Below are 20,150 nucleotides of genomic sequence, written 5' to 3'. Positions count from 1 at the left end.
GCAGACTGTGGCAGCCCACCCGGCGCGGGCTCACCAGGCCAGTGGTCCGTCGAAGCCTTTCCAGCACACCCAGCGGCGCACCTCGCCATGGGGACCGGTGCCGATCTGCCAATCCGGTCGCCCGCTGTCGAGGGCGACCACAGAGATGAACCCGGCATGGCTGGCCACCGCCAGGGTCTTGCCGTCGGCACTGATGTCCATGGCGCTGATGGTCGAGCCGAGGTAGTGCCGCCAGCGCTCGCGGCCATCCTCGCCCAGGGCGCGCAGGTAGCCATGGGCGTCGCCGACGATGTACTCACCGTCGCGGGCGACACCGGCATGCAGGCGTGCACCCTCTTGCAGCAACCGTGCGCGCGGGGCCGCTCGGTGATGGTGATGTTGGCAGCCCAGATCGGCTACGGGGACGCCCAGGGTGGCGCCGTGGTGAGCGTGGCAGGCGTTGAGCAGCAGGTGGTCGCCGCGTCGGTTGAACAGGGCGAAGTGCGGGTATTTGCTGGCTGGCTCGATGTCGGCCAGGGGCCGCAAGCACGCGTCGAGCACCAGGTGGCGACCGCACTGTTCGCCCAGGGCGATCAGCCGCCCATCGGGCGACAGCGCGGCATGCTCCATGGCCAGTTCCAGGGCGATGTCGTCCGGGTCGGTGCCGCGCTGCAGAGCGTCGAGAATGGCCTGCTCACGCGGCAGCAGGCGAGTGGCGCCGCTGCCGGCCAGCACGAAGATGCCGTCGCTGCTGACCAGCAACACGCGCTGACCATCGGGGAACGGGATCAATGCGCTGGGCGTTGGCGGCAGGTCCAGCGGATCGAACGGGTAACCGGGCGGCAACCCTTCCAGGCCATGGGGCCAGGCCAGGCGCGCCACCAATGGGCCGCCCCAGCCATCGGTGACGCGCACGCCGTCGGCATTGGCCAGGGCGTAGTAACGGCGTTGCGGGCAGCGACCGAAATGCTCCACGCCGATCACCGGCGTGGCGCCGCGATCATCGATGCGCAGCACATGGCCCTTGTCGAAGGGCATGCCGATACGCGCCAGCAGGCTACCGTCGTCGAGCAGCAGCAGGTGGCCGATGGCCTGGGCATGTTCGTCCAGCAGCGCGAGCAGGGGCTGGTGCGCCGGTGGCCAGGCTTCGCGGAACAGTTGGCGCTGCTGCGCGTCGATACCGGGCTGGTTGATGGCCAGCAGGGCGGCCTGCCAGGCGTCGAGCAGGTGGCCGGTGGCCGGGGCCTGGGGCTCCTCGAGAGTGCTACAGCCGTGCGCGTGGCCTTGCGCGACATATCGGTTGACGGCCTGGGCGTAGGCGACCACTGCCTCGCGCCACTGCCGCTGGGGATGCTGCTTGTCCATGGCCGATCGAGCTCCTTGTTCCGCGATGCCGCAAGTGGTCGTGCAACAAAAGAGTGCACGAAGGCGCGCATGGTACTCCGTCCGCGCCCATGGTTGTGAGGCCCTGACCGGATGCGTACCATGCCCGGCATCCTTTCAATAAAAAACGTGCGTCAGCGACCCTGGAAGCAGGCAGGTGATGCGCGTCATATCGTCTTGCGCGTGGAGAAAAGCGTTTTCCCATGAATGGTCCCGTACCCACTTCGCTGCCGCCGACCGTCGGCAACGGCAGCTGGCTGAGCGTCATCGCCCTGGCGCTGGCGGCGTTCATCTTCAATACCACCGAGTTCGTGCCGGTGGCGCTGCTCAGCGACATCGGCCGCAGTTTCGACATGAGCACCGCGCAGGTCGGCTTGATGCTGACCATCTACGCCTGGGTGGTGGCACTGGCGTCGCTGCCGATGATGCTGATGACCCGCAACGTCGAACGGCGGCGCCTGCTGCTGTTCGTGTTCCTGGTGTTCATCGTCAGTCACTTGTTGTCGTGGCTGTCGCAGAGCTTCGCCATGCTGCTGGTCAGTCGCATCGGCATCGCCCTGGCCCATGCCGTGTTCTGGGCCATCACCGCTTCGCTTGCGGTGCGCGTGGCACCGCCAGGCCAGCAGGCCAAGGCGCTGGGTCTGCTGGCCACCGGCACGACACTGGCGATGGTCATGGGCATTCCCCTGGGCCGGGTGGTGGGCGAGGCGCTGGGCTGGCGCATCACCTTCCTGTGCATCGCCGGGGTGGCGCTGGCGACCATGCTCTGCCTGATGAAGTCGCTGCCGCTGCTGCCGAGCCAGAACTCGGGGTCGCTGCGCAGCCTGCCGATCCTGTTCAGGCGCCCGGCGCTGGTGATCACCTATGTGCTGGTGACGCTGGTGATCACCGCGCAGTTCACCGCCTACAGCTATATCGAGCCGTTCGCCCTGCACGTGGCGCAGATTGGCGGCGAGCGCACCACGCTATTGCTGCTGCTGTTCGGCGGCGCCGGGGTGTTCGGGTCGTTGCTGTTCAGTCGCTACAGCGACCGTTTCCCCCACGGCTTCCTGGTGGGCGCCATCGGCGGGGTCGCGATCTGCTTGCTGCTGTTGCTGCCGCTGTCGGGCAATTTCTACGTGTTCGCCGGCCTGAGCATGGTCTGGGGCGTGGCGATTCTCAGCTTCAGCCTGGCGCTGCAGTCCAAGACCCTCAAGCTCGCCTCGGACGCCACCGATGTGGCCATGGCGCTGTTCTCCGGCATCTACAACATCGGTATCGGTGGCGGCGCGTTGCTGGGCAGTATCGTCAGCAGCCAGATGGGGGTGGCCAATATCGGCTGGATGGGTGGCAGCGTGGCGCTCGTCGGGCTGCTGCTGGCGGTGGCCAGCACCCGGCGTTTCCGCGAGGCGTTGAGCCACCCGCCGGCCTGAGGGCGGTACAGGCTGGCGGCGGCTCCATCAGGTCGATCTAGTCGCTTGGGCGCGAGGCCACTGACCGAGTAGCGCCGCCAAGTGTTCGCCGCAACCCTTGATAGGCCTGGACCTTAGAGCAGAAGCGGCCCCAGGTTTAGAGCGATCACGCAGGACTCAGCGCTGGGCGAACGCCAGGTTGATGCCCAGCGCGGCGAACGAGGCGGCGAAACTGCGGCGCAGCCAGGCCTGGACCTTGGGCGAGTCGATCACCGCGCGACGGAACAGGTGGGCGAGCAGGCCATAGAGCACGAACACGACGAACGTCATGGCCATGAACACGGCGCTCAGGCCAAGCATCTGCAGGGTCGCGGAGCCTGCATGCGGGTCGATGAACTGCGGCAGGAAAGCGAGGAAGAACAGCGTCAGCTTAGGGTTGAGGATGTTCAACAGGCAGGCCTTGAGCACCAGCTGGCTGGCCGGGGCAGGGGCAGCGTGTTCGTCCACGGCGAAGGCGGCGCGATCGCGCCAGGTGGCGTAGGCCAGGTACAGCAGGTAGGCGACGCCGGCGAATTTCAGCCCCTGGAATGCCAGGGCGCTGGCGTGCAGCAGCGCCGACAGGCCCAGCACCGAGGCCAGCAGGTGCGGGACGATCCCCAGGGTGCAGCCCGAGGCGGTCCACAGGCAGGCGCGCCGCCCAGCCACCAGGGCGCTGGAGACGGTGAGGATGACCCCACTGCCGGGGATCAGCACGATGATCAGCGCGGTGACGAGAAACTCCAGGCTTGGCATGAATGACAGCTCCTTGCAGTCGGGGGTGGCTGCACTATACGCCCGGCGACAGCCGCTGCAACATGTCCTCCGGGCGCAACGTGGCGAAGCGTTCGCGCAGCCACAGGTGCAGCTGCGTCACTGCCGGTGTCAGTTGCTTGCGGTGCGGGCAGACCAGGGTCACCGGGGTCGGCTCGCCAGGGTGCTCGGGCAGCAGCACTTCCAGCTCGCCGGCGGCGACGTTGGCGCTGACATCCAGCCACGACTTGTAGACGATCCCTTCGCCCTCCAGGGCCCAGCGCCGGACCACGTCGGCGTCGTCGCTGAACAGCGGCCCGCGCACCTGTACGGTACGGTTGCCCAGGCGCCATTTGTCGTATACCCGGCTTTGCTGCAGGTACAACAGGCAATCGTGCTGCTGCAGGTCGTCCGGCGTGCAGGGCCGGCCATGGCGGGCCAGGTAGGCGGGCGAGGCCACCAGCACCCGGCGGTTCCAGGGTGCCAGGGGCAGGGCGATGTAGTTGGCGTCTTCGTTCAGGCCGTAGCGGATGGCGACATCCACCGGGTCGCGATACAGGTCGGCCAGCTGGTCGGAGAGAAAGAAGCGCAGGCCTAGCCCCGGATGCTCGCGGCGAAACGCGCTCAACCACGGACGCAGCAGGTTGCGCCCCATGTCCGAGGGCGCTGCCACCTGCAGCACGCCACGCAGGCAGCTGTGGCTGCCATGCAGATCCTCGCGACCCTGGCGCAGGGCGTCGAGCACCCGCTGGGCGGTGGGCAGGTACAGTTCGCCCTCGGCGGTCAGGCGCAGGCTGCGGGTGGTGCGAGCGAACAGGCGCACATCGAGCTCGCGCTCCAGGCGCTTGATTGCCGCGGCTACCTGGCCGGGCAACAGGTCGGCTTCATGGGCGGCGGCGGTGAAGCTGCCCAGGGCGCTGGCACGGGTGAACAGTTCGAGGTCGTTGAGGCGCAGCATTTTCACTCCGGGGATGAAAGTGTTGCTGCATTGTGCTGGTTTTTCTTTCGGGCCGGGAAGATAAGATGCCCGGCATCCACGACCCTTGAGGAACTACCGCACATGGATACCGTTGCCCTCGCCAAGCGCCGCTACACCACCAAAGCCTACGATGCCGCTCGCAAGATCCCCCAGGCCACCATCGATGCCTTGCTCGAGCAGCTGCGTCACAGTCCGTCCTCGGTCAACTCGCAGCCCTGGCACTTCGTGGTCGCCGATACCGCCGAAGGCAAGGATCGCCTGGCCAAGGCCACCGATGCCCGGTTCGCCTACAACAGCCCGAAGATCCGTGATGCCTCTCATGTGATCGTGTTCGCCGCACGCACCAATGCCACCGAGCAGCACCTGCAGGCGGTGCTGGAGCAGGAAGCCGCCGACGGGCGTTTTCGCAGCGAGCAGGCGCGCGGCGCGCAGGACCAGAGTCGCCGTGGCTACGTCGACCTGCACCGTCATGACTTCAAGGATCTGCAGCACTGGATGGAGAAGCAGGTGTACCTGGCTTTGGGTACCGCACTGCTGGGCGCTGCCGCCCATGGTCTGGACGCCACGCCGATCGAAGGGTTCGACGCCAAGGCGCTGGACATCGAACTGGGGCTGCGTGAGCGGGGCTACACCAGCGTGGTGCTGATGAGCCTGGGCTATCGCAGCGAAGAGGACTTCAATGCCGGGCTGAGCAAGTCGCGCCTGCCGGCCAGCGAAGTGTTCACCTTCCTGTAACCGCGCATCGGGATCACGGACGGGCCGGTGCGCTCACCGGCCCGCATCACGCGTCGATCAATATTCCCAGAAGATCCGCTGCAGCTCCTTGCTGTCCTGGGTCTTGGTCATTGCGACCATGGCCAGGATCCGTGCTTTCTGCGGGTTCAGGTCGTGGGCCACGACCCAGTCGTTCTTGTCGTCAGGCTGTTCGGCGTTGCGCAGTACGAAACCGCCCTGGTTGACGTGGGACGAACGAATGATCTGTACGCCGTCCTTGCGCAGTTCCTGCAGGGCAGGGACTACCCGCGACGACACCGAACCGTTGCCGGTGCCGGCGTGGATGATTGCCTTGGCGCCACCCGCGGCCAGCGCCTTGTAGGCGGTATCGGTCACGTTGCCGTAGCCGTAGGCGATGTCCACGGCGGGCAGGCTGCTGATGTTCTTGATGTCGAACTCCGAGTTGACGGTGTGGCGCTTGGCCGGCAGGCGGAAGAAGTACGACTTGCCTTCGACCACCATGCCCAGCGGGCCCCACTGGCTCTTGAAGGCTTCGGTCTTGATGTTGACCGCCTTGCTCACGTCGCGACCCGACTGGATCTCGTCGTTCATGGTCACCAGCACGCCCTTGCCGCGCGCTTCCTTGCTGCTGGCCACGGCGACGGCGTTGTACAAGTTGAGCATGCCGTCGGCGGACATGGCGGTGCCCGGGCGCATCGAGCCGACCACGATGATCGGCTTGTCGGTCTTCTCCACCAGGTTCAGGAAGTAGGCGGTCTCTTCCAGGGTGTCGGTGCCGTGGGTGATGACGATGCCATCGACATCCTTGCTGTCGGCCAGTTCGGCGACACGCTTGCCCAGCTTGAGCAGGTCGTCGTTGCCGATGCTTTCCGAGGCGATCTGCATCACCTGCTCGCCGCGCACGTTGGCCAGGTCCTGCAGTTCCGGCACGCCGGCGATCAACTTGTCGACGCCCAGCTTGGCGGCCTGGTAGGTGGCGCTGTTGGCAGCGCTGGCGCCGGCGCCGGCGATGGTACCGCCGGTGGCGAGGATCACCACGTTGGCGAGCTTCTGTTGTTGCGCGGCTTCCTTGGCGCTGACCATGGTTGGCAGGACCAGCAGCAGGGCCAGGGCGCCCGGCGTGAAGGTCTTAAGAGCGGATTTCATCATTTCTGCTTCTCTCTTCCTGGGTGAGATGTTTGCTGTGTCGCACAGGGGCATAGGCAGATTTCGTACCAGCAACTACCGTTCGTCGTATTTCATCTTGAAACGCCCGGGTTGACCGCTTGCGCCATGAGATGACCATCTGGTCATCGTGCAGGGTTGGTTCGGATTACCGAACAAGGCGCAGGAAAGGTGTTCGGTTTTTCGGATAAATTGCGGATAATCCGGCCGGCGCATCATTGGCACCTTGCGCAATGGATTTGACAAAAACGGGCCGCGTTTCCATAGTTAGTCACCGCAAACGTTTGCGATCCGATAAAAACCACAAGATTCGGAGTCTTTTCCATGAAACTGCCATTTCCTGGCCGTCCGCTGGCCCTCGCCGTTTTCTCGTCGCTGATCTTCTCCCTGTCCACCGCTCACGCCGAGGAGGCGCCCAAGGTCGCCCTGGTGATGAAATCCCTCGCCAACGAGTTCTTCCGCACCATGGAAGACGGCGCCAAGGCGTACCAGAAAGACCACCCGAACGACTTCAGCCTGGTCGCCAACGGCATCAAGGACGAGACCGACACCGGCAACCAGATCCGCATCGTCGAACAGATGATCGCCACCGGCGCCAAGGCCCTGGTCATCGCCCCGGCCGACTCCAAGGCGCTGGTGCCGGTGATCAAGAAGGCCATGGACGCCGGCATCACCGTGGTCAATATCGACAACCGCCTCGACCCGGATGTGCTCAAGAGCAAGGGCATCAGCGTGCCATTCGTGGGGCCGGACAATCGCAAGGGCGCGCGCCTGGTCGGCGACTACCTGGTCCAGCAGAAGCTCAAGGCCGGTGACCAGGTCGGCATCATCGAAGGCGTGCCGACCACCACCAATGCCCAGCAGCGCACCGCCGGCTTCAAGGACGCCATGGAAGCCGCGCAGATGAAGATCGTCTCGGTGCAGTCGGGCAACTGGGAGATCGACAAAGGCAACGCCGTGGCCGCTTCGATGCTCAACGAGTACCCCGATTTGAAGGCGCTGCTGGCCGGCAACGACAGCATGGCCCTGGGCGCCGTCTCGGCCGTGCGCGCCGCCGGCAAGACCGGCCAGGTGCAGGTGGTCGGCTACGACAACATCAACGCCATCAAGCCGATGCTCAAGGACGGCCGCGTGCTCGCCACCCTCGACCAGGCGGCCAGCCAGCAGGCGGTGTTCGGCATCCAGGCGGCTCTGAAGATGCTCAAGGGCGAGCAGCCGGGCGTGGATGCCGACAATGTCATCCAGACCCCGGTCGAGCTGATTACTCAGTGATTGTCCGGTCCGACTGACTGTGGGAGCGGGCTTGCCCGCGAACACCGGCGAAGCCGGTGCCATCCATCGCGGTGCCTGCTTCGCGGGCAAGCCCGCTCCCACAGGGACGGTCGTTGAATCAAGAAGTCGTGGTTTTTCTAGGAGAACGATGGCCATGTCAGTACCGGCCACTGAAACCGTGCTAGCCGTCAGCGGCCTGGGCAAGACCTACGCCCAGCCCGTGCTCGGCGACGTCACCCTCGAGCTGCGCGGCGGCGAGGTGCTGGCCCTGACCGGCGAGAACGGCGCGGGCAAGTCGACCCTGTCCAAGCTGATCAGCGGCCTGGAGATCCCCACCACTGGGCAGATGCTCTATCGCGGCCAGCCCTACAGCCCCGGCAACCGTGCCGAGGCCGAGCGCCTCGGCGTGCGCATGGTGATGCAGGAGCTCAACCTGCTGCCCACTCTGACCGTGGCCGAGAACCTGTTCCTCGACAACCTGCCCAGCCGCTTCGGCTGGGTCAGTCAGAAGCGCCTGCGCCAATTGGCCAGCGCGGCCATGGCTCAGGTCGGCCTGGACGCCATCGACCCGGATACCCTGGTGGGCGAGCTGGGCATTGGCCACCAGCAGATGGTCGAGATCGCCCGCAACCTGATCGGCGACTGCCATGTGCTGATCTTCGACGAACCCACGGCCATGCTCACCGCCCGCGAGGTGGAACTGCTGTTCACCCAGATCGAGCGCCTGCGCCAGCGCGGCGTGGCCATCGTCTATATCTCCCACCGCCTCGAAGAACTGCAGCGCGTGGCCCAGCGCATCGCCGTGCTGCGCGACGGCAAGCTGGTGTGCGCCGAGCCGATCCAACGCTACAACAGCGAGCAACTGGTCAACCTGATGGTCGGCCGCGAGCTGGGCGAGCATATCGACCTCGGCCAGCGCAGCATTGGCGCGCCGCTGCTCAAGGTCGACAGGCTCTGCCGTGGCGACAAGGTGCGCGAAGTGTCGTTCGAGGTCAGGGCAGGGGAGATCTTCGGTATCTCCGGCCTGATCGGCGCCGGGCGCACCGAGCTGCTGCGCCTGATCTACGGCGCCGACCGCGCCGACAGCGGCCAGGTCGCCCTCGGCCAGCCGCCGGTGCCGGTGACCATCGATTCGCCCAAGGCCGCGGTCAAGGCCGGCATCGCCCTGATCACCGAGGACCGCAAGGGCGAAGGCCTGCTGCTGAGCCAGTCGATCAGCGCCAATATCGCCCTGGGCAACCTCGGCGCCGTGTCCCGCGCCGGGGTGCTCGATCGCGACGCCGAGCGCGCGCTGGCCGAACGCCAGATCGGCGCCATGCGCATCCGCAGCGCCAGCCCCGCCCAGGCCGTGGGCGAGCTGTCCGGCGGCAACCAGCAGAAGGTGGTGATCGGCCGCTGGCTGGAGCGCGACTGCCAGGTGCTGCTGTTCGACGAGCCGACCCGTGGCATCGACGTCGGCGCCAAGTTCGACATCTATGGCCTGCTCGCCGAGCTTGCCCGCCAGGGCAAGGCCATTGTCGTGGTGTCCAGCGACCTGCGCGAGCTGATGCTGATCTGCGACCGCATCGCCGTGCTCAGCGCCGGCCGCCTGATCGACACCTTCGACCGTGGTCATTGGACCCAGGACCAGCTGCTTGCCGCCGCCTTTGCCGGCTACCAGAAACGTGATGCCCTGCTGCACGACGCAGCCCCCAGGATGGACGCATGAAAACCACAACAAACACCTCGGGCGCCGCGCCCGTGCGCCGCAGCGGCACCTATTTCGGCCTGGGCACCTACCTGGGCCTGGCCGGCGCCTTGCTGGCGATGATCGTGCTGTTCTCGATGCTGAGCAGCCACTTCCTGTCCTATGCCACCTTCAGCACCCTGGCCAACCAGATCCCCGACCTCATGGTGCTGGCGGTGGGCATGACCTTCATCCTGATCATCGGCGGCATCGACCTGTCGGTGGGCTCGGTGCTGGCCCTGGCCGCCTCGACGGTCAGCGTGGCGATCCTCGGCTGGGGCTGGAGTGTGCTGCCCGCCGCGCTGCTGGGCATGGCCGTGGCGGCGCTGGCCGGCACTGTCACCGGCAGCATCACCGTGGCCTGGCGCATCCCCTCGTTCATCGTCTCGCTGGGTGTGCTGGAGATGGCCCGGGGCCTGGCCTATCAGTTCACCGACTCGCGTACCGCCTACATCGGCGACGCCTTCGCCTGGTTCTCCAACCCCATCGCCTTCGGCATCTCGCCGGCCTTCATCATCGCCTTGCTGGTGATCGTCGCCGCCCAGCTGGTGCTGACCCGCACCGTGTTTGGCCGTTACCTGATCGGCATCGGCACCAACGAAGAGGCCGTGCGCCTGGCCGGCATCGACCCGCGCCCGTACAAGATCCTGGTGTTCGCCCTGATGGGCGTGCTCGCCGGCCTCGCCGCGCTGTTCCAGATCTCCCGTCTGGAAGCCGCCGACCCCAACGCCGGCTCCGGCCTCGAGCTGCAGGTGATCGCCGCCGTGGTAATCGGCGGCACCAGCCTGATGGGTGGACGCGGCTCGGTCATCAGCACCTTCTTCGGCGTGCTGATCATTTCGGTACTGGCCGCGGGCCTGGCCCAGATCGGCGCCTCGGAGCCGACCAAACGCATCATCACCGGGGCGGTCATCGTCATCGCCGTGGTCCTCGACACTTACCGCAGCCGGCGCGCGAACCGGCGGAACTGAAACCATGGCAACCATCAAAGACGTCGCGGCACTGGCGGGGATTTCCTACACCACCGTGTCCCATGTACTGAACAAGACCCGCCCGGTCAGCGAGCACGTGCGCCTTAAGGTCGAGGCGGCGATCGCCGAGCTCGACTACGTGCCCAGCGCCGTGGCGCGCTCGCTCAAGGCGCGCAGCACCGCCACCATCGGCCTGCTGGTGCCCAACAGCGTCAACCCGTACTTCGCCGAGCTGGCCCGGGGCATCGAGGACGCCTGCGAGCGCAACGGCTACTGCGTGATCCTGTGCAACTCCGACGACAACCCGCAGAAGCAGCGCAGCTACCTGCGGGTGCTGCTGGAGAAACGCATCGACGGGCTGATCGTCGCCTCGGTGGGCGAGGACCAGGACCTGCTCGACAGCCTCAGCGGCGTGCGCACGCCGATGGTCATCGTCGACCGTGCCCTGGACGGCGTCGAGGCCGATCTGGTGCGCATCGACCATGAGCAGGGCGCCTACCTGGCCACTCGCCACCTGCTGGAACTGGGGCACCGCGAGATCGCCACCATCGGCGGCCCGGTGGACACCGGTGTCAGCCAACTGCGCCTGGCCGGTTTCCGTCGGGCGATGGCCGAGGCCGGCGTGCGCGTCGCCCCTGGTCATGTGCTGCACAGCGACTTCACCAGCCCCGGCGGGCATGCCGCCGCGGCGCGCCTGCTCGACGGTGAGCGGCCCACAGCGATCTTCGCCGGCAACGACATGATCGGCTTCGGCGTGTTGCGCGCCGCCGCCGAACGCAATATCGACGTGCCCGGTGAGCTGTCGGTGATCGGCTTCGACGACATCGAGCTGAGTCGCTACGTGTACCCGGCGCTGACCACCGTCGGCCAGTCGATCCGCGAGCTGGGCGAGAGCGCCGCCGGCCTGTTGCTGTCGCGCATCGTCACGCCCCGGCGCGACGGCGCCGCCGAGCAGCGCATCGTCGCCCCGCGCATCGTTTTGCGTGAATCCACCGGGCCACGCCCGGACCTGTTCAACGATTACCGTTAAGGAATGCCCATGGATGCCAAGGTGGTAGTGGTCGGCAGCCTCAACATGGACCTGGTCGCTCGCGCTCAGCGCCTGCCCCGGGGCGGCGAGACCCTGGCCGGCGACAGTTTCTTCACTGCGCCCGGCGGCAAGGGCGCGAACCAGGCCGTGGCCGTGGCCCGGCTGGGCGCCAGCGTGGCGATGGTCGGCAATGTCGGTGACGACGCCTATGGCCAGCAGTTGCGCCAGGCCCTGCAAACCGAAGGCGTCGATTGCCAGAGCGTAAGTGTGTGCGAGGGTGTGTCCAGCGGCGTGGCGCTGATCGTGGTGGACGCCGCCAGCCAGAACGCCATCGTCGTCATTCCTGGCGGCAACGGCCTGCTCGGGCCCGAGTCGGTGAGCCGTTTCGACCACCTGTTGCAGGGGGCCGAGGTGATCATCTGCCAGCTCGAGGTGCCCACCGCCACCGTGGCCTGGACCCTGGCCCGAGGCCGCGAGCTGGGCAAGACCGTGATCCTCAACCCGGCGCCGGCCAGCGGGCCACTGCCGGCGGAGTGGTACGCCTATATCGACTACCTGATCCCCAACGAGAGCGAGGCCGAGGCCCTGGCCGGCGTGCAGGTCGACGACCAGGACAGTGCGCGCCGGGCTGCCGAGCGTCTGCGTCAGTTGGGTGCGGGCAAGGTAATCGTCACCCTGGGCGCTGAGGGCGCATTGCTGGTCGATGCGGCCGGGGCTCGGCATTTTCCGGCGCCACGGGTGCAGCCGGTGGACACTACGGCGGCGGGCGACACCTTTGTCGGTGGTTTTGCCGCAGGCCTGGCGCGCGGTTTGTCGGAAGCCGAGTCAATCGGTTTCGGGCAGCGTGCCGCCGCGTTGTCGGTGACCCGTGTCGGCGCGCAGCCGTCGATCCCGTACCTGAAGGAATTGGCGCCATGAAGAAGACGCCGCTGTTGAATATTGCCCTGTCGCGGACCATCGCCGGGCTGGGGCATGGCGACATCCTGGTGATCGGCGATGCCGGTTTACCGGTGCCGTCGGGCGTGGAGCTGATCGACCTGGCGCTGACGCCGGGCATCCCGGATTTCGCCAGCGTGCTGCGCGTGGTGTTGAGCGAGATGCAGGTGGAGCGGCATGTGCTGGCCGAGGAAGTGTTCCAGGCTTTGCCGCCGGGGTTGGTCGAGGTCGAGCGGCTGCATGCCGGCGGCGAGCTGGGCCAGCGCCAGGTGCTGAGCCATGCCGAGTTCAAGACCCTGTGTCGCCAGGCCCGGGCCGTGGTGCGTACGGGGGAGTGCAAACCCTATAGCAATATTGCCCTGGTGGCTGGCGTTACCTTCTGACGTGATGTCTGGCCAATGCCCTGTGGGAGCGGGTTTTCCCGCGAATGCGTCGGTAGCTCCACCATCGTATTCGCGGGTAAACCTGCTCCCACAGGGTGCCCTACCTTAATCCACTACCCTAGCAACAAGGAGTGCTGAATGTCCCTCAAATCCCTGCTCCAAGGAGCCGTCCTCATGTCCGCGCTAGCCGCCACTTCCGTCATGGCTGCGCCCCGCGACCTGATCATCGACACCGACCCCGGCGCCGACGACGTGGTGGCCCTGCTGCTGGCCATGGCTTCGCCCGAAGAGCTGAAGATCCGCGCCATCACCACCGTGGCCGGCAACGTGCGCCTGGAAAAGACCTCGCGCAACGCCCGCCTGGCCCGTGAATGGGCGGGCCGCGAAGAGATCCCGGTGTACGCTGGGGCAGGGCGGCCAATGGTGCGCACGCCGATCTACGCCGCCAACGTCCACGGCGAGGAAGGCCTGACCGGCGTTAAGGTCCATGAGCCGAAAAAGCCCCTGGCCAAGGGCAACGCCGTGCAGTACCTGATCGACACCCTGAGCGCCGCCGAACCCCACAGCATCACCGTGGCCATGCTCGGCCCGCAGACCAACCTGGCCCTGGCGCTGATCCAGAAGCCCGAGATCGTCAACGGCATCAAGGAAGTGGTGGTGATGGGCGGCGCCCACTTCAACGGCGGCAACATCACCCCGGCCGCCGAGTTCAACCTGTTCGCCGACCCCCATGCCGCCGAAGTGGTGCTGGCCAGCGGCGTCAAGCTGACCTACCTGCCCCTGGACGTGACCCACAAGGTGCTCACCAGCGACGCCCGCCTCAAGCAACTGGCCGCAGTGAACAACCACGCCAGCAAGCTGGTGGTGGACATCCTCAACGCCTACATCAAGTTCGACATGGACAACTACGGCATGCCCGGCGGCCCGGTGCACGACGCCAGCGTGATCGCCTACCTGCTCAAGCCCGAGCTGTTCAAGGGCCGTCAGGTGCACATGGTGGTCGACAGTCGTGAAGGCCCGACCTTTGGGCAGACCATCGCCGACTGGTACGGCGTGCTCAAGCAGCCGGCCAACGTGATGTGGATCGAGGAGGGCGACGCCCAGGGCTTCTTCGACCTGCTCAGCGCCCGCCTGGCTCGATTGAAATAGCCTCGTGCGGCGCGTGGCGCTCGAGCACCTGCTCGATGAAGCTGCGCGCCGCTTCACCGCCGCGGTCGCGCACCAGCAGGTCGACGGCGATCAGCATCAGTTCCTCGGGCGTGCTCGGACTGTAGGCGCTCTGGCCCTCGTCCCACTTGACCTTGATATCGGCGTCGATGCTGTGGCTGCTCATGGGGCGGTTCTCGCTGGGCCTGGGTGATAGGTCGAATACCGCGTCCTGGCGTTCGAAGGGGAGGCGTTCCGCGCTCCGCTTCTTGCAGTAAATCATGCCTTTGCATGACGGGACCTGCGACTTAAGCATAAGGGGCGCGGTTGGCCGAACCGACGGTTCGGTGCAAAATCCGGTCACGATTGCCTTTCGCGTCACGTGGTCGAGTCAGGCAGAATCGTGCGGTTTTGCAACAAATGCCTGGAGGAATTGTCGCATCAGGCAGTTCCCGGATTTATTTAGGAGGATTCATGTTCCGTACCCGCGCTTCCCTGGCGACCTTGCTGGTGGCTTCCGTTCTGGCAGGTTGCAGCACAGGTGGCTCCTCGGGCGGCAGCAGTGCCCCGGTGGCCCCGGCCGGCAATGACGGTCGCTGCGAAGCCAGTGGCGCCGACTTCACCATCGGCAAGCCGGCTTCGCCTGCGCTGCTGGAGCAGGCGCGCAAGGCCAGTGGTTCACAGATGGCGCGCATCCTCACGCCCCACGATGTGATCACCCTGGAATACCGCTCCGAGCGGTTGAACCTGAATGTCGACGACAAGGGTGTAGTCACCCGCGTCAACTGCGGCTGATCCAAGCTCGGAATTGGCCCCCTGTAGGAGCGGCCTTGTGTCGCGATAGGGGCGCGCAGCGGCCCCAAGTTCGTCGCCACAACACAGATCGCCGGGGCCGCTTTGCGGCCCTATCGCGACGCAAGGCCGCTCCTACAGAGGTGCAGCGTTGTCCTGAAAGCCAATAAAAAACCCGCCACAAGTGGCGGGTTTTTTTACAGCTATCCGAAAATTACTCCGGACGAACCTGTGCAGCCTGCATGCCCTTCTGGCCTTTCTCGGCAACGAAGGAAACAGCCTGGCCTTCTTTCAGGCTCTTGAAGCCGTCGGATTCGATGGCCTTGAAGTGTACGAACAGGTCGTCGCCGCCGCCTGCTGGGGTGATGAAGCCGTAGCCTTTTTCATCATTGAACCATTTGACGGTGCCGTTTTGGCGATTGGACATGAGGTGAATCTCCAGAAACATGATTTTTTTTCGAGGTGCGATGCGCCGAGGCTGCAGTAGCACCGGCAACATCATAGTCCATTTCTGCACATCTAGCGCCTTTTACCTTCGCAGGATGTTGATCCAGCGCAAAAGATGCGTGCAATGGCCAGATAACCCTGTTTATTTCGGCTTGCAGGTGGCCTGTACCACCTGCTGGGCCTTCTGCATCAGCTTGGCGTCAACGCCGTCCTGGCTGTCGAGGTCTTCGATCTCCTTGTCGCTGAAATTCTTCTTGATGGCTTGGGCGCCACACTCGCAGTGCTTCTTCGCCGTTGCCGCGTCCACGCCCTGGCCGCTCGCCACCTGTTGGCACTGGGTCATGTAGTGCGCTTCCTTACCGGCGGGGAAATTGCCTGCATTGGCAGCCAGCGGCAGCAGCAGGGCGCTTGCGGCGCAGGCAGCCAGAAGGGACTGAAGTCGCATAACCGAACACTCCTTGGGTAAAGGTCTCATCAAGAGTAGGTTGCTTCAGAAAGTCTGATAGGAAATTTTCCGTACAAGTTCAGCCTGGTGTCGTAATTTCCAAATAATTCTGCGTTTCAGCGTAACCTGCGTGCTAGCATGCTCGGCTTGCAGCTCGCCACTTGTGGCTTGCAGCTTCTTTATTACCTTCCAGTCACTCTGGTTCGACCCTGGCAGGCCGAAAGGTCTCTGCCACTGTGAGGCAGGCTTTCCCGCGGGAAAGGCAGGGCGGATCTTGTACTGGCTCATCCCAACCCACGTGACCTTTGGTAGGGGTCACCACTAGGAGAGGAGGCGCCATGCCCGTTATTACTCTTCCCGATGGCAGTCAACGCACGTTCGACCAGCCGGTATCCGTAGCCGAAGTCGCCGCATCCATTGGTGCTGGCCTGGCCAAGGCCACCCTGGCCGGCAAGGTCGACGGCAAGCTCGTCGATGCCTGCGACAAGATCGACCACGACGCCACCCTGCAGATCATCACCCCCAAAGATGAAGAGGGACTGGAGATCATCCGTCACTCGTGCGCCCACCTGATCGGCCACGCGGTGAAGCAGCTGTACCCGACCGCCAAGATGGTGATCGGCCCGGTGATCGATGAAGGCTTCTACTACGACATCGCCTACGAGCGTCCCTTCACCCCGGACGACCTCGCCGCCATCGAAAAGCGCATGCAGCAGCTGATCGACACGGACTACGACGTCGTCAAGAAGATGACCCCGCGCGCCGAAGTCATCGACGTGTTCACCCAGCGTGGCGAAGACTACAAGCTGCGCCTGGTCGAGGACATGCCGGATGAACAGGCCATGGGCCTGTACTACCACGAAGAATACGTCGACATGTGCCGTGGCCCGCACGTGCCGAATACTCGTTTCCTCAAGGCATTCAAGCTGACCAAGCTGAGCGGCGCCTACTGGCGCGGCGATGCCAAGAACGAGCAGCTGCAGCGCGTATACGGCACCGCCTGGGCCGACAAGAAGCAGCTGGCCGCCTACATCCAGCGCATCGAAGAAGCCGAAAAACGCGATCACCGCAAGATCGGCAAGCAGCTCGACCTGTTCCACCTGCAGGAAGAAGCGCCGGGCATGGTGTTCTGGCACGCCAACGGCTGGACCGTGTACCAGGTGCTCGAGCAGTACATGCGCCAGGTCCAGCGTGAAAACGGCTACCAGGAAATCAAGACCCCGCAGGTCGTCGACCGCATCCTCTGGGAGCGTTCCGGCCACTGGTCCAACTACGCCGAGAACATGTTCACCACTTCGTCGGAAAACCGCGACTACGCGGTAAAACCGATGAACTGCCCGTGCCACGTGCAGGTGTTCAACCAGGGCCTCAAATCGTACCGCGACCTGCCGCTGCGCCTGGCCGAGTTCGGTGCCTGCCACCGTAACGAGCCGTCCGGCGCCCTGCACGGCATCATGCGCGTGCGTGGCTTTGTACAAGACGACGCGCACATCTTCTGCACCGAAGACCAGGTGAAGAAAGAAGCCGCCGACTTCATCAAGCTGACCCTGGACGTGTACAAGGACTTTGGCTTCACCGACGTCGCCATGAAGCTCTCGACCCGCCCAGCCAAGCGCGTGGGCTCCGAAGAGCTGTGGGACCGCGCCGAAGGCGCGCTGGCCGACGCCCTGAACGAATCGGGCCTGGAGTGGGAATACCAGCCGGGCGAGGGCGCGTTCTACGGTCCGAAGATCGAGTTCACCCTGCGCGACTGCCTCGGCCGTAACTGGCAGTGCGGCACCCTGCAGTACGACCCGAACCTGCCGGAGCGCCTGGACGCCAGCTACATCGCCGAAGACAACAGCCGCGTGCGCCCGGTGATGCTGCACCGCGCCATCCTCGGCTCGTTCGAACGCTTCATCGGCATGCTCATCGAGCACTACGCCGGCGTGTTCCCAGCCTGGCTCGCGCCGACCCAAGCCGTGATCATGAACATCACCGACAAGCAGGCCGATTTCGCCCTCGAGGTGGAAAAAGCCCTGAATGGAAGCGGATTCCGTGCCAAGTCGGACTTGAGAAATGAGAAGATCGGCTTTAAAATCCGCGAGCATACGTTGCTGCGGGTCCCTTACCTTTTGGTTATAGGGGATCGCGAAGTCGAAACGCAAACCGTCGCTGTGCGCACCCGCGAAGGCGCTGACCTGGGCTCGATGCCCGTCGCGCAGTTCGCTGAGCTGCTGTCGCAAGCGGTTTCCCGGCGTGGTCGCCAAGAATCGGAGTAATGACTATTAAGCGTGAAATGAGAAACGATAAACGAACTGCACCGAAAGCCCCGATCAACGAGAATATCTCGGCACGCGAGGTTCGGTTAATTGGTGCTGACGGCGAGCAGATTGGCATCGTCTCGATTGATGAAGCGCTGCGTATCGCTGATGAAGCGAAGCTGGATCTGGTGGAAATCTCTGCAGACGCGCAACCGCCCGTCTGCAAGGTGATGGACTACGGCAAGCACCTCTTCGAGAAGAAGAAGCAGGCCAACGAAGCCAAGAAGAACCAGAAGCAGATCCAGATCAAAGAAATCAAGTTTCGTCCAGGGACGGAAGAAGGGGATTACCAGGTAAAACTACGCAACCTGGTACGTTTCCTTAGTGATGGGGACAAGGCCAAGATCTCTCTGAGATTCCGCGGCCGTGAGATGGCCCACCAGGAGCTGGGCATGGAGCTGTTGAAGCGGGTCGAAACCGACCTCGCCGAATACGGCACCGTTGAGCAGCATCCGAAGATGGAAGGACGCCAGCTTATGATGGTCATCGCCCCCAAAAAGAAGAAGTAATCTCCCGGGCACGGCAGGCCTGATGATTATTGTGTAATTTTATCGAATGCGGAGTTCCAACATGCCAAAGATGAAAACCAAGAGCGGTGCTGCGAAGCGTTTCCTGAAAACTGCTTCCGGCTTCAAGCACAAGCACGCTTTCAAAAGCCACATCCTGACCAAAATGTCGACCAAGCGTAAGCGTCAACTGCGCGGTGCCAGCCTGCTGCACCCGTCTGACGTTGCAAAAGTCGAGCGCATGCTGCGCGTACGTTAATTTCGGTCAAAGATAGAGGAAGTTACTCATGGCTCGTGTAAAGCGTGGCGTCATCGCTCGTAAGCGTCACAAGAAAATTCTGAAACTGGCTAAAGGCTACTACGGTGCACGCTCGCGCGTATTCCGCGTTGCCAAGCAGGCGGTCATCAAGGCAGGCCAATACGCCTACCGCGACCGTCGCCAGAAGAAGCGTCAGTTCCGCGCACTGTGGATCGCTCGTATCAACGCCGGTGCCCGCACCAACGGTCTGTCGTACAGCCGTCTGATTGCTGGCCTGAAAAAGGCGTCGATCGAAATCGACCGTAAGGTTCTGGCCGATCTGGCAGTGAACGAAAAAGCGGCGTTTGCTGCGATTGTCGAGAAGGCTAAAGCCGTACTGGCTTAAGTACCCACGACAATCATCCGGCGGCGCCTGCGCCGTCGGGTGTAAAACGTCATCGGATAGGGGAAGAGCCTTCAAAAGCTCTTCCCCTATTTTCGTATCTGGAGTCTGTACATGGAAAACCTGGACGCGCTGGTCGCCCAAGCCCTCGAGGCCGTGGAACGCGCTGAAGACATCACTGCCCTGGAACAGATCCGGGTTCAATTCCTCGGCAAGAAAGGCGAGCTGACCCAGGTGATGAAGACCCTGGGCAACCTGCCAGCCGAAGAGCGCCCCAAGGTTGGCGCGCTGATCAACGACGCCAAGGAACGCGTCACCGACGTGCTCAACGCACGCAAGGCCGGCTTTGAAGAGGCTGAGCTCAACGCTCGCCTGGCCGCCGAATGCATCGACGTCACCCTGCCAGGCCGTGGCCAGACCACCGGCGGGCTGCACCCGATCACCCGTACTCTCGAGCGCATCGAGCAGTTCTTCACCCACATCGGCTACGGCATTGCCGAAGGCCCCGAGGTCGAAGACGACTACCACAACTTCGAAGCGCTCAACATCCCCGGCCACCACCCGGCCCGGGCGATGCACGACACCTTCTATTTCAACGCCAACATGCTGCTGCGCACCCACACCTCGCCGGTACAGGTCCGCACCATGGAAAGCACCCTGCCGCCGATCCGCATCGTCTGCCCAGGCCGTGTGTACCGTTGCGACTCGGATATCACCCACTCGCCGATGTTCCACCAGGTCGAAGGCCTGCTGATCGACCGTGGCATCAACTTCGCCGACCTCAAGGGCACCATCGAAGAGTTCCTGCGGGTGTTCTTCGAGAAAGAACTGGCCGTGCGCTTCCGCCCGTCGTTCTTCCCCTTCACCGAGCCTTCCGCCGAAGTCGACATCCAGTGCGTGATGTGTTCCGGCAAGGGCTGCCGCGTCTGCAAGCAAACCGGCTGGCTGGAAGTGATGGGTTGCGGCATGGTCCACCCGAACGTGCTGCGCATGTCCGGCATCGACCCGGAAGAGTTCCAGGGCTTCGCCTTCGGCATGGGCGCCGAGCGCCTGGCCATGCTGCGCTATGGCGTCAACGATTTGCGTCTGTTCTTCGACAACGACCTGCGCTTCCTCGCGCAATTCCGCTAGG

The 20,150-nt window shown here is 64.4% G+C and carries 22 protein-coding genes; 15 read left to right on the top strand and 7 right to left on the bottom strand.

From position 1 onward, the window contains the following. Positions 1-30: 30 nt before the first annotated feature. Positions 31-1,344: a hypothetical protein gene (locus tag ACYUME_RS16320; protein ID WP_460415766.1), complete on the bottom strand. Its 1,314-nt coding sequence runs from the start codon at positions 1,342-1,344 to the stop codon at positions 31-33. 221 nt (positions 1,345-1,565) lie between these two features. Here ACYUME_RS16320 and ACYUME_RS16315 point away from each other — a divergent pair, with 221 nt between their 5' ends. Then, on the top strand, positions 1,566-2,774 hold the full coding sequence (locus tag ACYUME_RS16315) for a sugar transporter (protein ID WP_460415765.1): 1,209 nt from the start codon (positions 1,566-1,568) through the stop codon (positions 2,772-2,774). A gap of 156 nt (positions 2,775-2,930) precedes the next feature. On the opposite strand, the gene ACYUME_RS16310 is transcribed toward ACYUME_RS16315, so the two are convergent. Beyond that, positions 2,931-3,545 carry a LysE family translocator gene (locus tag ACYUME_RS16310; protein ID WP_460415763.1) on the bottom strand — a complete coding sequence of 205 codons (615 nt, stop codon included), beginning with the start codon at positions 3,543-3,545 and terminating at the stop codon, positions 2,931-2,933. Positions 3,546-3,579: 34 nt separating this feature from the next. Beyond that, complete coding sequence (locus ACYUME_RS16305) at positions 3,580-4,500, bottom strand: LysR family transcriptional regulator (protein ID WP_279884780.1); 921 nt, start codon at positions 4,498-4,500, stop codon at positions 3,580-3,582. A 102-nt stretch (positions 4,501-4,602) separates the two neighbouring features. Here ACYUME_RS16305 and nfsB point away from each other — a divergent pair, with 102 nt between their 5' ends. After that, entirely contained in the window at positions 4,603-5,256 is a 654-nt protein-coding gene (nfsB, locus tag ACYUME_RS16300; RefSeq protein ID WP_460415761.1) for an oxygen-insensitive NAD(P)H nitroreductase, read from the top strand. Positions 5,257-5,313: 57 nt separating this feature from the next. Here nfsB and ACYUME_RS16295 read toward each other — a convergent pair whose 3' ends face one another. Continuing rightward, a complete protein-coding gene (locus ACYUME_RS16295; protein WP_279884776.1) occupies positions 5,314-6,402 on the bottom strand; it encodes an asparaginase in 1,089 nt (362 codons plus the stop codon). 342 nt (positions 6,403-6,744) lie between these two features. On the opposite strand from ACYUME_RS16295, the gene ACYUME_RS16290 reads away from it, so the two are divergent. The 7 genes from ACYUME_RS16290 (at position 6,745) to ACYUME_RS16260 (ending at position 13,887) form a co-directional block, all read left to right on the top strand. After that, complete coding sequence (locus ACYUME_RS16290) at positions 6,745-7,692, top strand: substrate-binding domain-containing protein (RefSeq protein WP_460415759.1); 948 nt, start codon at positions 6,745-6,747, stop codon at positions 7,690-7,692. Positions 7,693-7,846: 154 nt separating this feature from the next. Then, positions 7,847-9,400 (top strand): sugar ABC transporter ATP-binding protein, encoded by a 1,554-nt coding sequence (locus ACYUME_RS16285; RefSeq protein ID WP_460419378.1) that lies wholly within the window; start codon positions 7,847-7,849, stop codon positions 9,398-9,400. Then, on the top strand, positions 9,397-10,389 hold the full coding sequence (locus tag ACYUME_RS16280; RefSeq protein ID WP_279884772.1) for an ABC transporter permease: 993 nt from the start codon (positions 9,397-9,399) through the stop codon (positions 10,387-10,389). Before ACYUME_RS16285 ends, ACYUME_RS16280 begins: the two co-directional genes overlap by 4 nt. A 4-nt stretch (positions 10,390-10,393) precedes the next feature. After that, entirely contained in the window at positions 10,394-11,419 is a 1,026-nt protein-coding gene (locus ACYUME_RS16275) for a LacI family DNA-binding transcriptional regulator (RefSeq protein ID WP_279884770.1), read from the top strand. Positions 11,420-11,428: 9 nt separating this feature from the next. Further along, entirely contained in the window at positions 11,429-12,337 is a 909-nt protein-coding gene (rbsK, locus tag ACYUME_RS16270) for a ribokinase (protein WP_279884769.1), read from the top strand. Next, positions 12,334-12,738 (top strand): D-ribose pyranase, encoded by a 405-nt coding sequence (gene rbsD, locus ACYUME_RS16265; protein ID WP_279884768.1) that lies wholly within the window; start codon positions 12,334-12,336, stop codon positions 12,736-12,738. The genes rbsK and rbsD overlap by 4 nt, the downstream gene beginning before the upstream one ends. Positions 12,739-12,876: 138 nt before the next feature. Then, on the top strand, positions 12,877-13,887 hold the full coding sequence (locus tag ACYUME_RS16260) for a nucleoside hydrolase (RefSeq protein ID WP_460415756.1): 1,011 nt from the start codon (positions 12,877-12,879) through the stop codon (positions 13,885-13,887). Here the strand turns inward: ACYUME_RS16260 and ACYUME_RS16255 are convergent. Continuing rightward, positions 13,859-14,071 (bottom strand): hypothetical protein, encoded by a 213-nt coding sequence (locus ACYUME_RS16255; protein ID WP_050705226.1) that lies wholly within the window; start codon positions 14,069-14,071, stop codon positions 13,859-13,861. The genes ACYUME_RS16260 and ACYUME_RS16255 overlap by 29 nt on opposite strands. A 287-nt stretch (positions 14,072-14,358) precedes the next feature. Between ACYUME_RS16255 and ACYUME_RS16250 the strand changes: the two genes are divergently transcribed. Continuing rightward, positions 14,359-14,679 carry an I78 family peptidase inhibitor gene (locus ACYUME_RS16250; protein ID WP_460415755.1) on the top strand — a complete coding sequence of 107 codons (321 nt, stop codon included), beginning with the start codon at positions 14,359-14,361 and terminating at the stop codon, positions 14,677-14,679. A 211-nt stretch (positions 14,680-14,890) separates the two neighbouring features. Here ACYUME_RS16250 and ACYUME_RS16245 read toward each other — a convergent pair whose 3' ends face one another. Further along, positions 14,891-15,103 carry a cold-shock protein gene (locus ACYUME_RS16245; RefSeq protein ID WP_194790438.1) on the bottom strand — a complete coding sequence of 71 codons (213 nt, stop codon included), beginning with the start codon at positions 15,101-15,103 and terminating at the stop codon, positions 14,891-14,893. Between the two features lie 162 nt (positions 15,104-15,265). Next, positions 15,266-15,568, bottom strand: a complete 303-nt coding sequence (locus tag ACYUME_RS16240) for a hypothetical protein (protein ID WP_279884759.1) — start codon at positions 15,566-15,568, stop codon at positions 15,266-15,268. A 338-nt stretch (positions 15,569-15,906) separates the two neighbouring features. On the opposite strand from ACYUME_RS16240, the gene thrS reads away from it, so the two are divergent. The 5 genes from thrS to pheS all read left to right on the top strand — a co-directional run bounded on the left by thrS (position 15,907) and on the right by pheS (position 20,149). Continuing rightward, the gene (gene thrS / locus ACYUME_RS16235) at positions 15,907-17,829 is read left to right on the top strand and encodes a threonine--tRNA ligase (RefSeq protein WP_186600445.1); all 1,923 of its coding nucleotides are present in this window, start codon (positions 15,907-15,909) and stop codon (positions 17,827-17,829) included. Beyond that, a complete protein-coding gene (infC, locus tag ACYUME_RS16230) occupies positions 17,829-18,380 on the top strand; it encodes a translation initiation factor IF-3 (RefSeq protein WP_011533207.1) in 552 nt (183 codons plus the stop codon). Before thrS ends, infC begins: the two co-directional genes overlap by 1 nt. Before the next feature lie 61 nt (positions 18,381-18,441). After that, positions 18,442-18,636 carry a 50S ribosomal protein L35 gene (gene rpmI, locus ACYUME_RS16225; protein ID WP_003250667.1) on the top strand — a complete coding sequence of 65 codons (195 nt, stop codon included), beginning with the start codon at positions 18,442-18,444 and terminating at the stop codon, positions 18,634-18,636. A 28-nt stretch (positions 18,637-18,664) separates the two neighbouring features. Further along, entirely contained in the window at positions 18,665-19,021 is a 357-nt protein-coding gene (gene rplT / locus ACYUME_RS16220; RefSeq protein ID WP_003250671.1) for a 50S ribosomal protein L20, read from the top strand. A gap of 111 nt (positions 19,022-19,132) precedes the next feature. After that, positions 19,133-20,149, top strand: coding sequence for a phenylalanine--tRNA ligase subunit alpha (pheS, locus tag ACYUME_RS16215; protein ID WP_460415752.1), 1,017 nt, complete (start codon positions 19,133-19,135; stop codon positions 20,147-20,149). Position 20,150: the final 1 nt, after the last annotated feature.

The sequence above is a fragment of the Pseudomonas sp. microsymbiont 2 genome (genome assembly GCF_054788395.1).
The sequence above is the reverse complement of the archived record's forward strand: the minus strand, read 5'-3'. Positions and strand labels throughout refer to the sequence as shown.

Excerpts from the sequence above, each read along its gene's own strand:
- ACYUME_RS16320 (WP_460415766.1), bottom strand. The coding sequence starts at position 1,344 with ATGGACAAGCAGCATCCCCAGCGGCAGTGGCGCGAGGCAGTGGTCGCC.
- ACYUME_RS16315 (WP_460415765.1), top strand. The coding sequence starts at position 1,566 with ATGAATGGTCCCGTACCCACTTCGCTGCCGCCGACCGTCGGCAACGGC.
- ACYUME_RS16310 (WP_460415763.1), bottom strand. The coding sequence starts at position 3,545 with ATGCCAAGCCTGGAGTTTCTCGTCACCGCGCTGATCATCGTGCTGATC.
- ACYUME_RS16305 (WP_279884780.1), bottom strand. The coding sequence starts at position 4,500 with ATGCTGCGCCTCAACGACCTCGAACTGTTCACCCGTGCCAGCGCCCTG.
- nfsB (WP_460415761.1), top strand. The coding sequence starts at position 4,603 with ATGGATACCGTTGCCCTCGCCAAGCGCCGCTACACCACCAAAGCCTAC.
- ACYUME_RS16295 (WP_279884776.1), bottom strand. The coding sequence starts at position 6,402 with ATGAAATCCGCTCTTAAGACCTTCACGCCGGGCGCCCTGGCCCTGCTG.
- ACYUME_RS16290 (WP_460415759.1), top strand. The coding sequence starts at position 6,745 with ATGAAACTGCCATTTCCTGGCCGTCCGCTGGCCCTCGCCGTTTTCTCG.
- ACYUME_RS16285 (WP_460419378.1), top strand. The coding sequence starts at position 7,847 with ATGTCAGTACCGGCCACTGAAACCGTGCTAGCCGTCAGCGGCCTGGGC.
- ACYUME_RS16280 (WP_279884772.1), top strand. The coding sequence starts at position 9,397 with ATGAAAACCACAACAAACACCTCGGGCGCCGCGCCCGTGCGCCGCAGC.
- ACYUME_RS16275 (WP_279884770.1), top strand. The coding sequence starts at position 10,394 with ATGGCAACCATCAAAGACGTCGCGGCACTGGCGGGGATTTCCTACACC.
- rbsK (WP_279884769.1), top strand. The coding sequence starts at position 11,429 with ATGGATGCCAAGGTGGTAGTGGTCGGCAGCCTCAACATGGACCTGGTC.
- rbsD (WP_279884768.1), top strand. The coding sequence starts at position 12,334 with ATGAAGAAGACGCCGCTGTTGAATATTGCCCTGTCGCGGACCATCGCC.
- ACYUME_RS16260 (WP_460415756.1), top strand. The coding sequence starts at position 12,877 with ATGTCCCTCAAATCCCTGCTCCAAGGAGCCGTCCTCATGTCCGCGCTA.
- ACYUME_RS16255 (WP_050705226.1), bottom strand. The coding sequence starts at position 14,071 with ATGAGCAGCCACAGCATCGACGCCGATATCAAGGTCAAGTGGGACGAG.
- ACYUME_RS16250 (WP_460415755.1), top strand. The coding sequence starts at position 14,359 with ATGTTCCGTACCCGCGCTTCCCTGGCGACCTTGCTGGTGGCTTCCGTT.
- ACYUME_RS16245 (WP_194790438.1), bottom strand. The coding sequence starts at position 15,103 with ATGTCCAATCGCCAAAACGGCACCGTCAAATGGTTCAATGATGAAAAA.
- ACYUME_RS16240 (WP_279884759.1), bottom strand. The coding sequence starts at position 15,568 with ATGCGACTTCAGTCCCTTCTGGCTGCCTGCGCCGCAAGCGCCCTGCTG.
- thrS (WP_186600445.1), top strand. The coding sequence starts at position 15,907 with ATGCCCGTTATTACTCTTCCCGATGGCAGTCAACGCACGTTCGACCAG.
- infC (WP_011533207.1), top strand. The coding sequence starts at position 17,829 with ATGACTATTAAGCGTGAAATGAGAAACGATAAACGAACTGCACCGAAA.
- rpmI (WP_003250667.1), top strand. The coding sequence starts at position 18,442 with ATGCCAAAGATGAAAACCAAGAGCGGTGCTGCGAAGCGTTTCCTGAAA.
- rplT (WP_003250671.1), top strand. The coding sequence starts at position 18,665 with ATGGCTCGTGTAAAGCGTGGCGTCATCGCTCGTAAGCGTCACAAGAAA.
- pheS (WP_460415752.1), top strand. The coding sequence starts at position 19,133 with ATGGAAAACCTGGACGCGCTGGTCGCCCAAGCCCTCGAGGCCGTGGAA.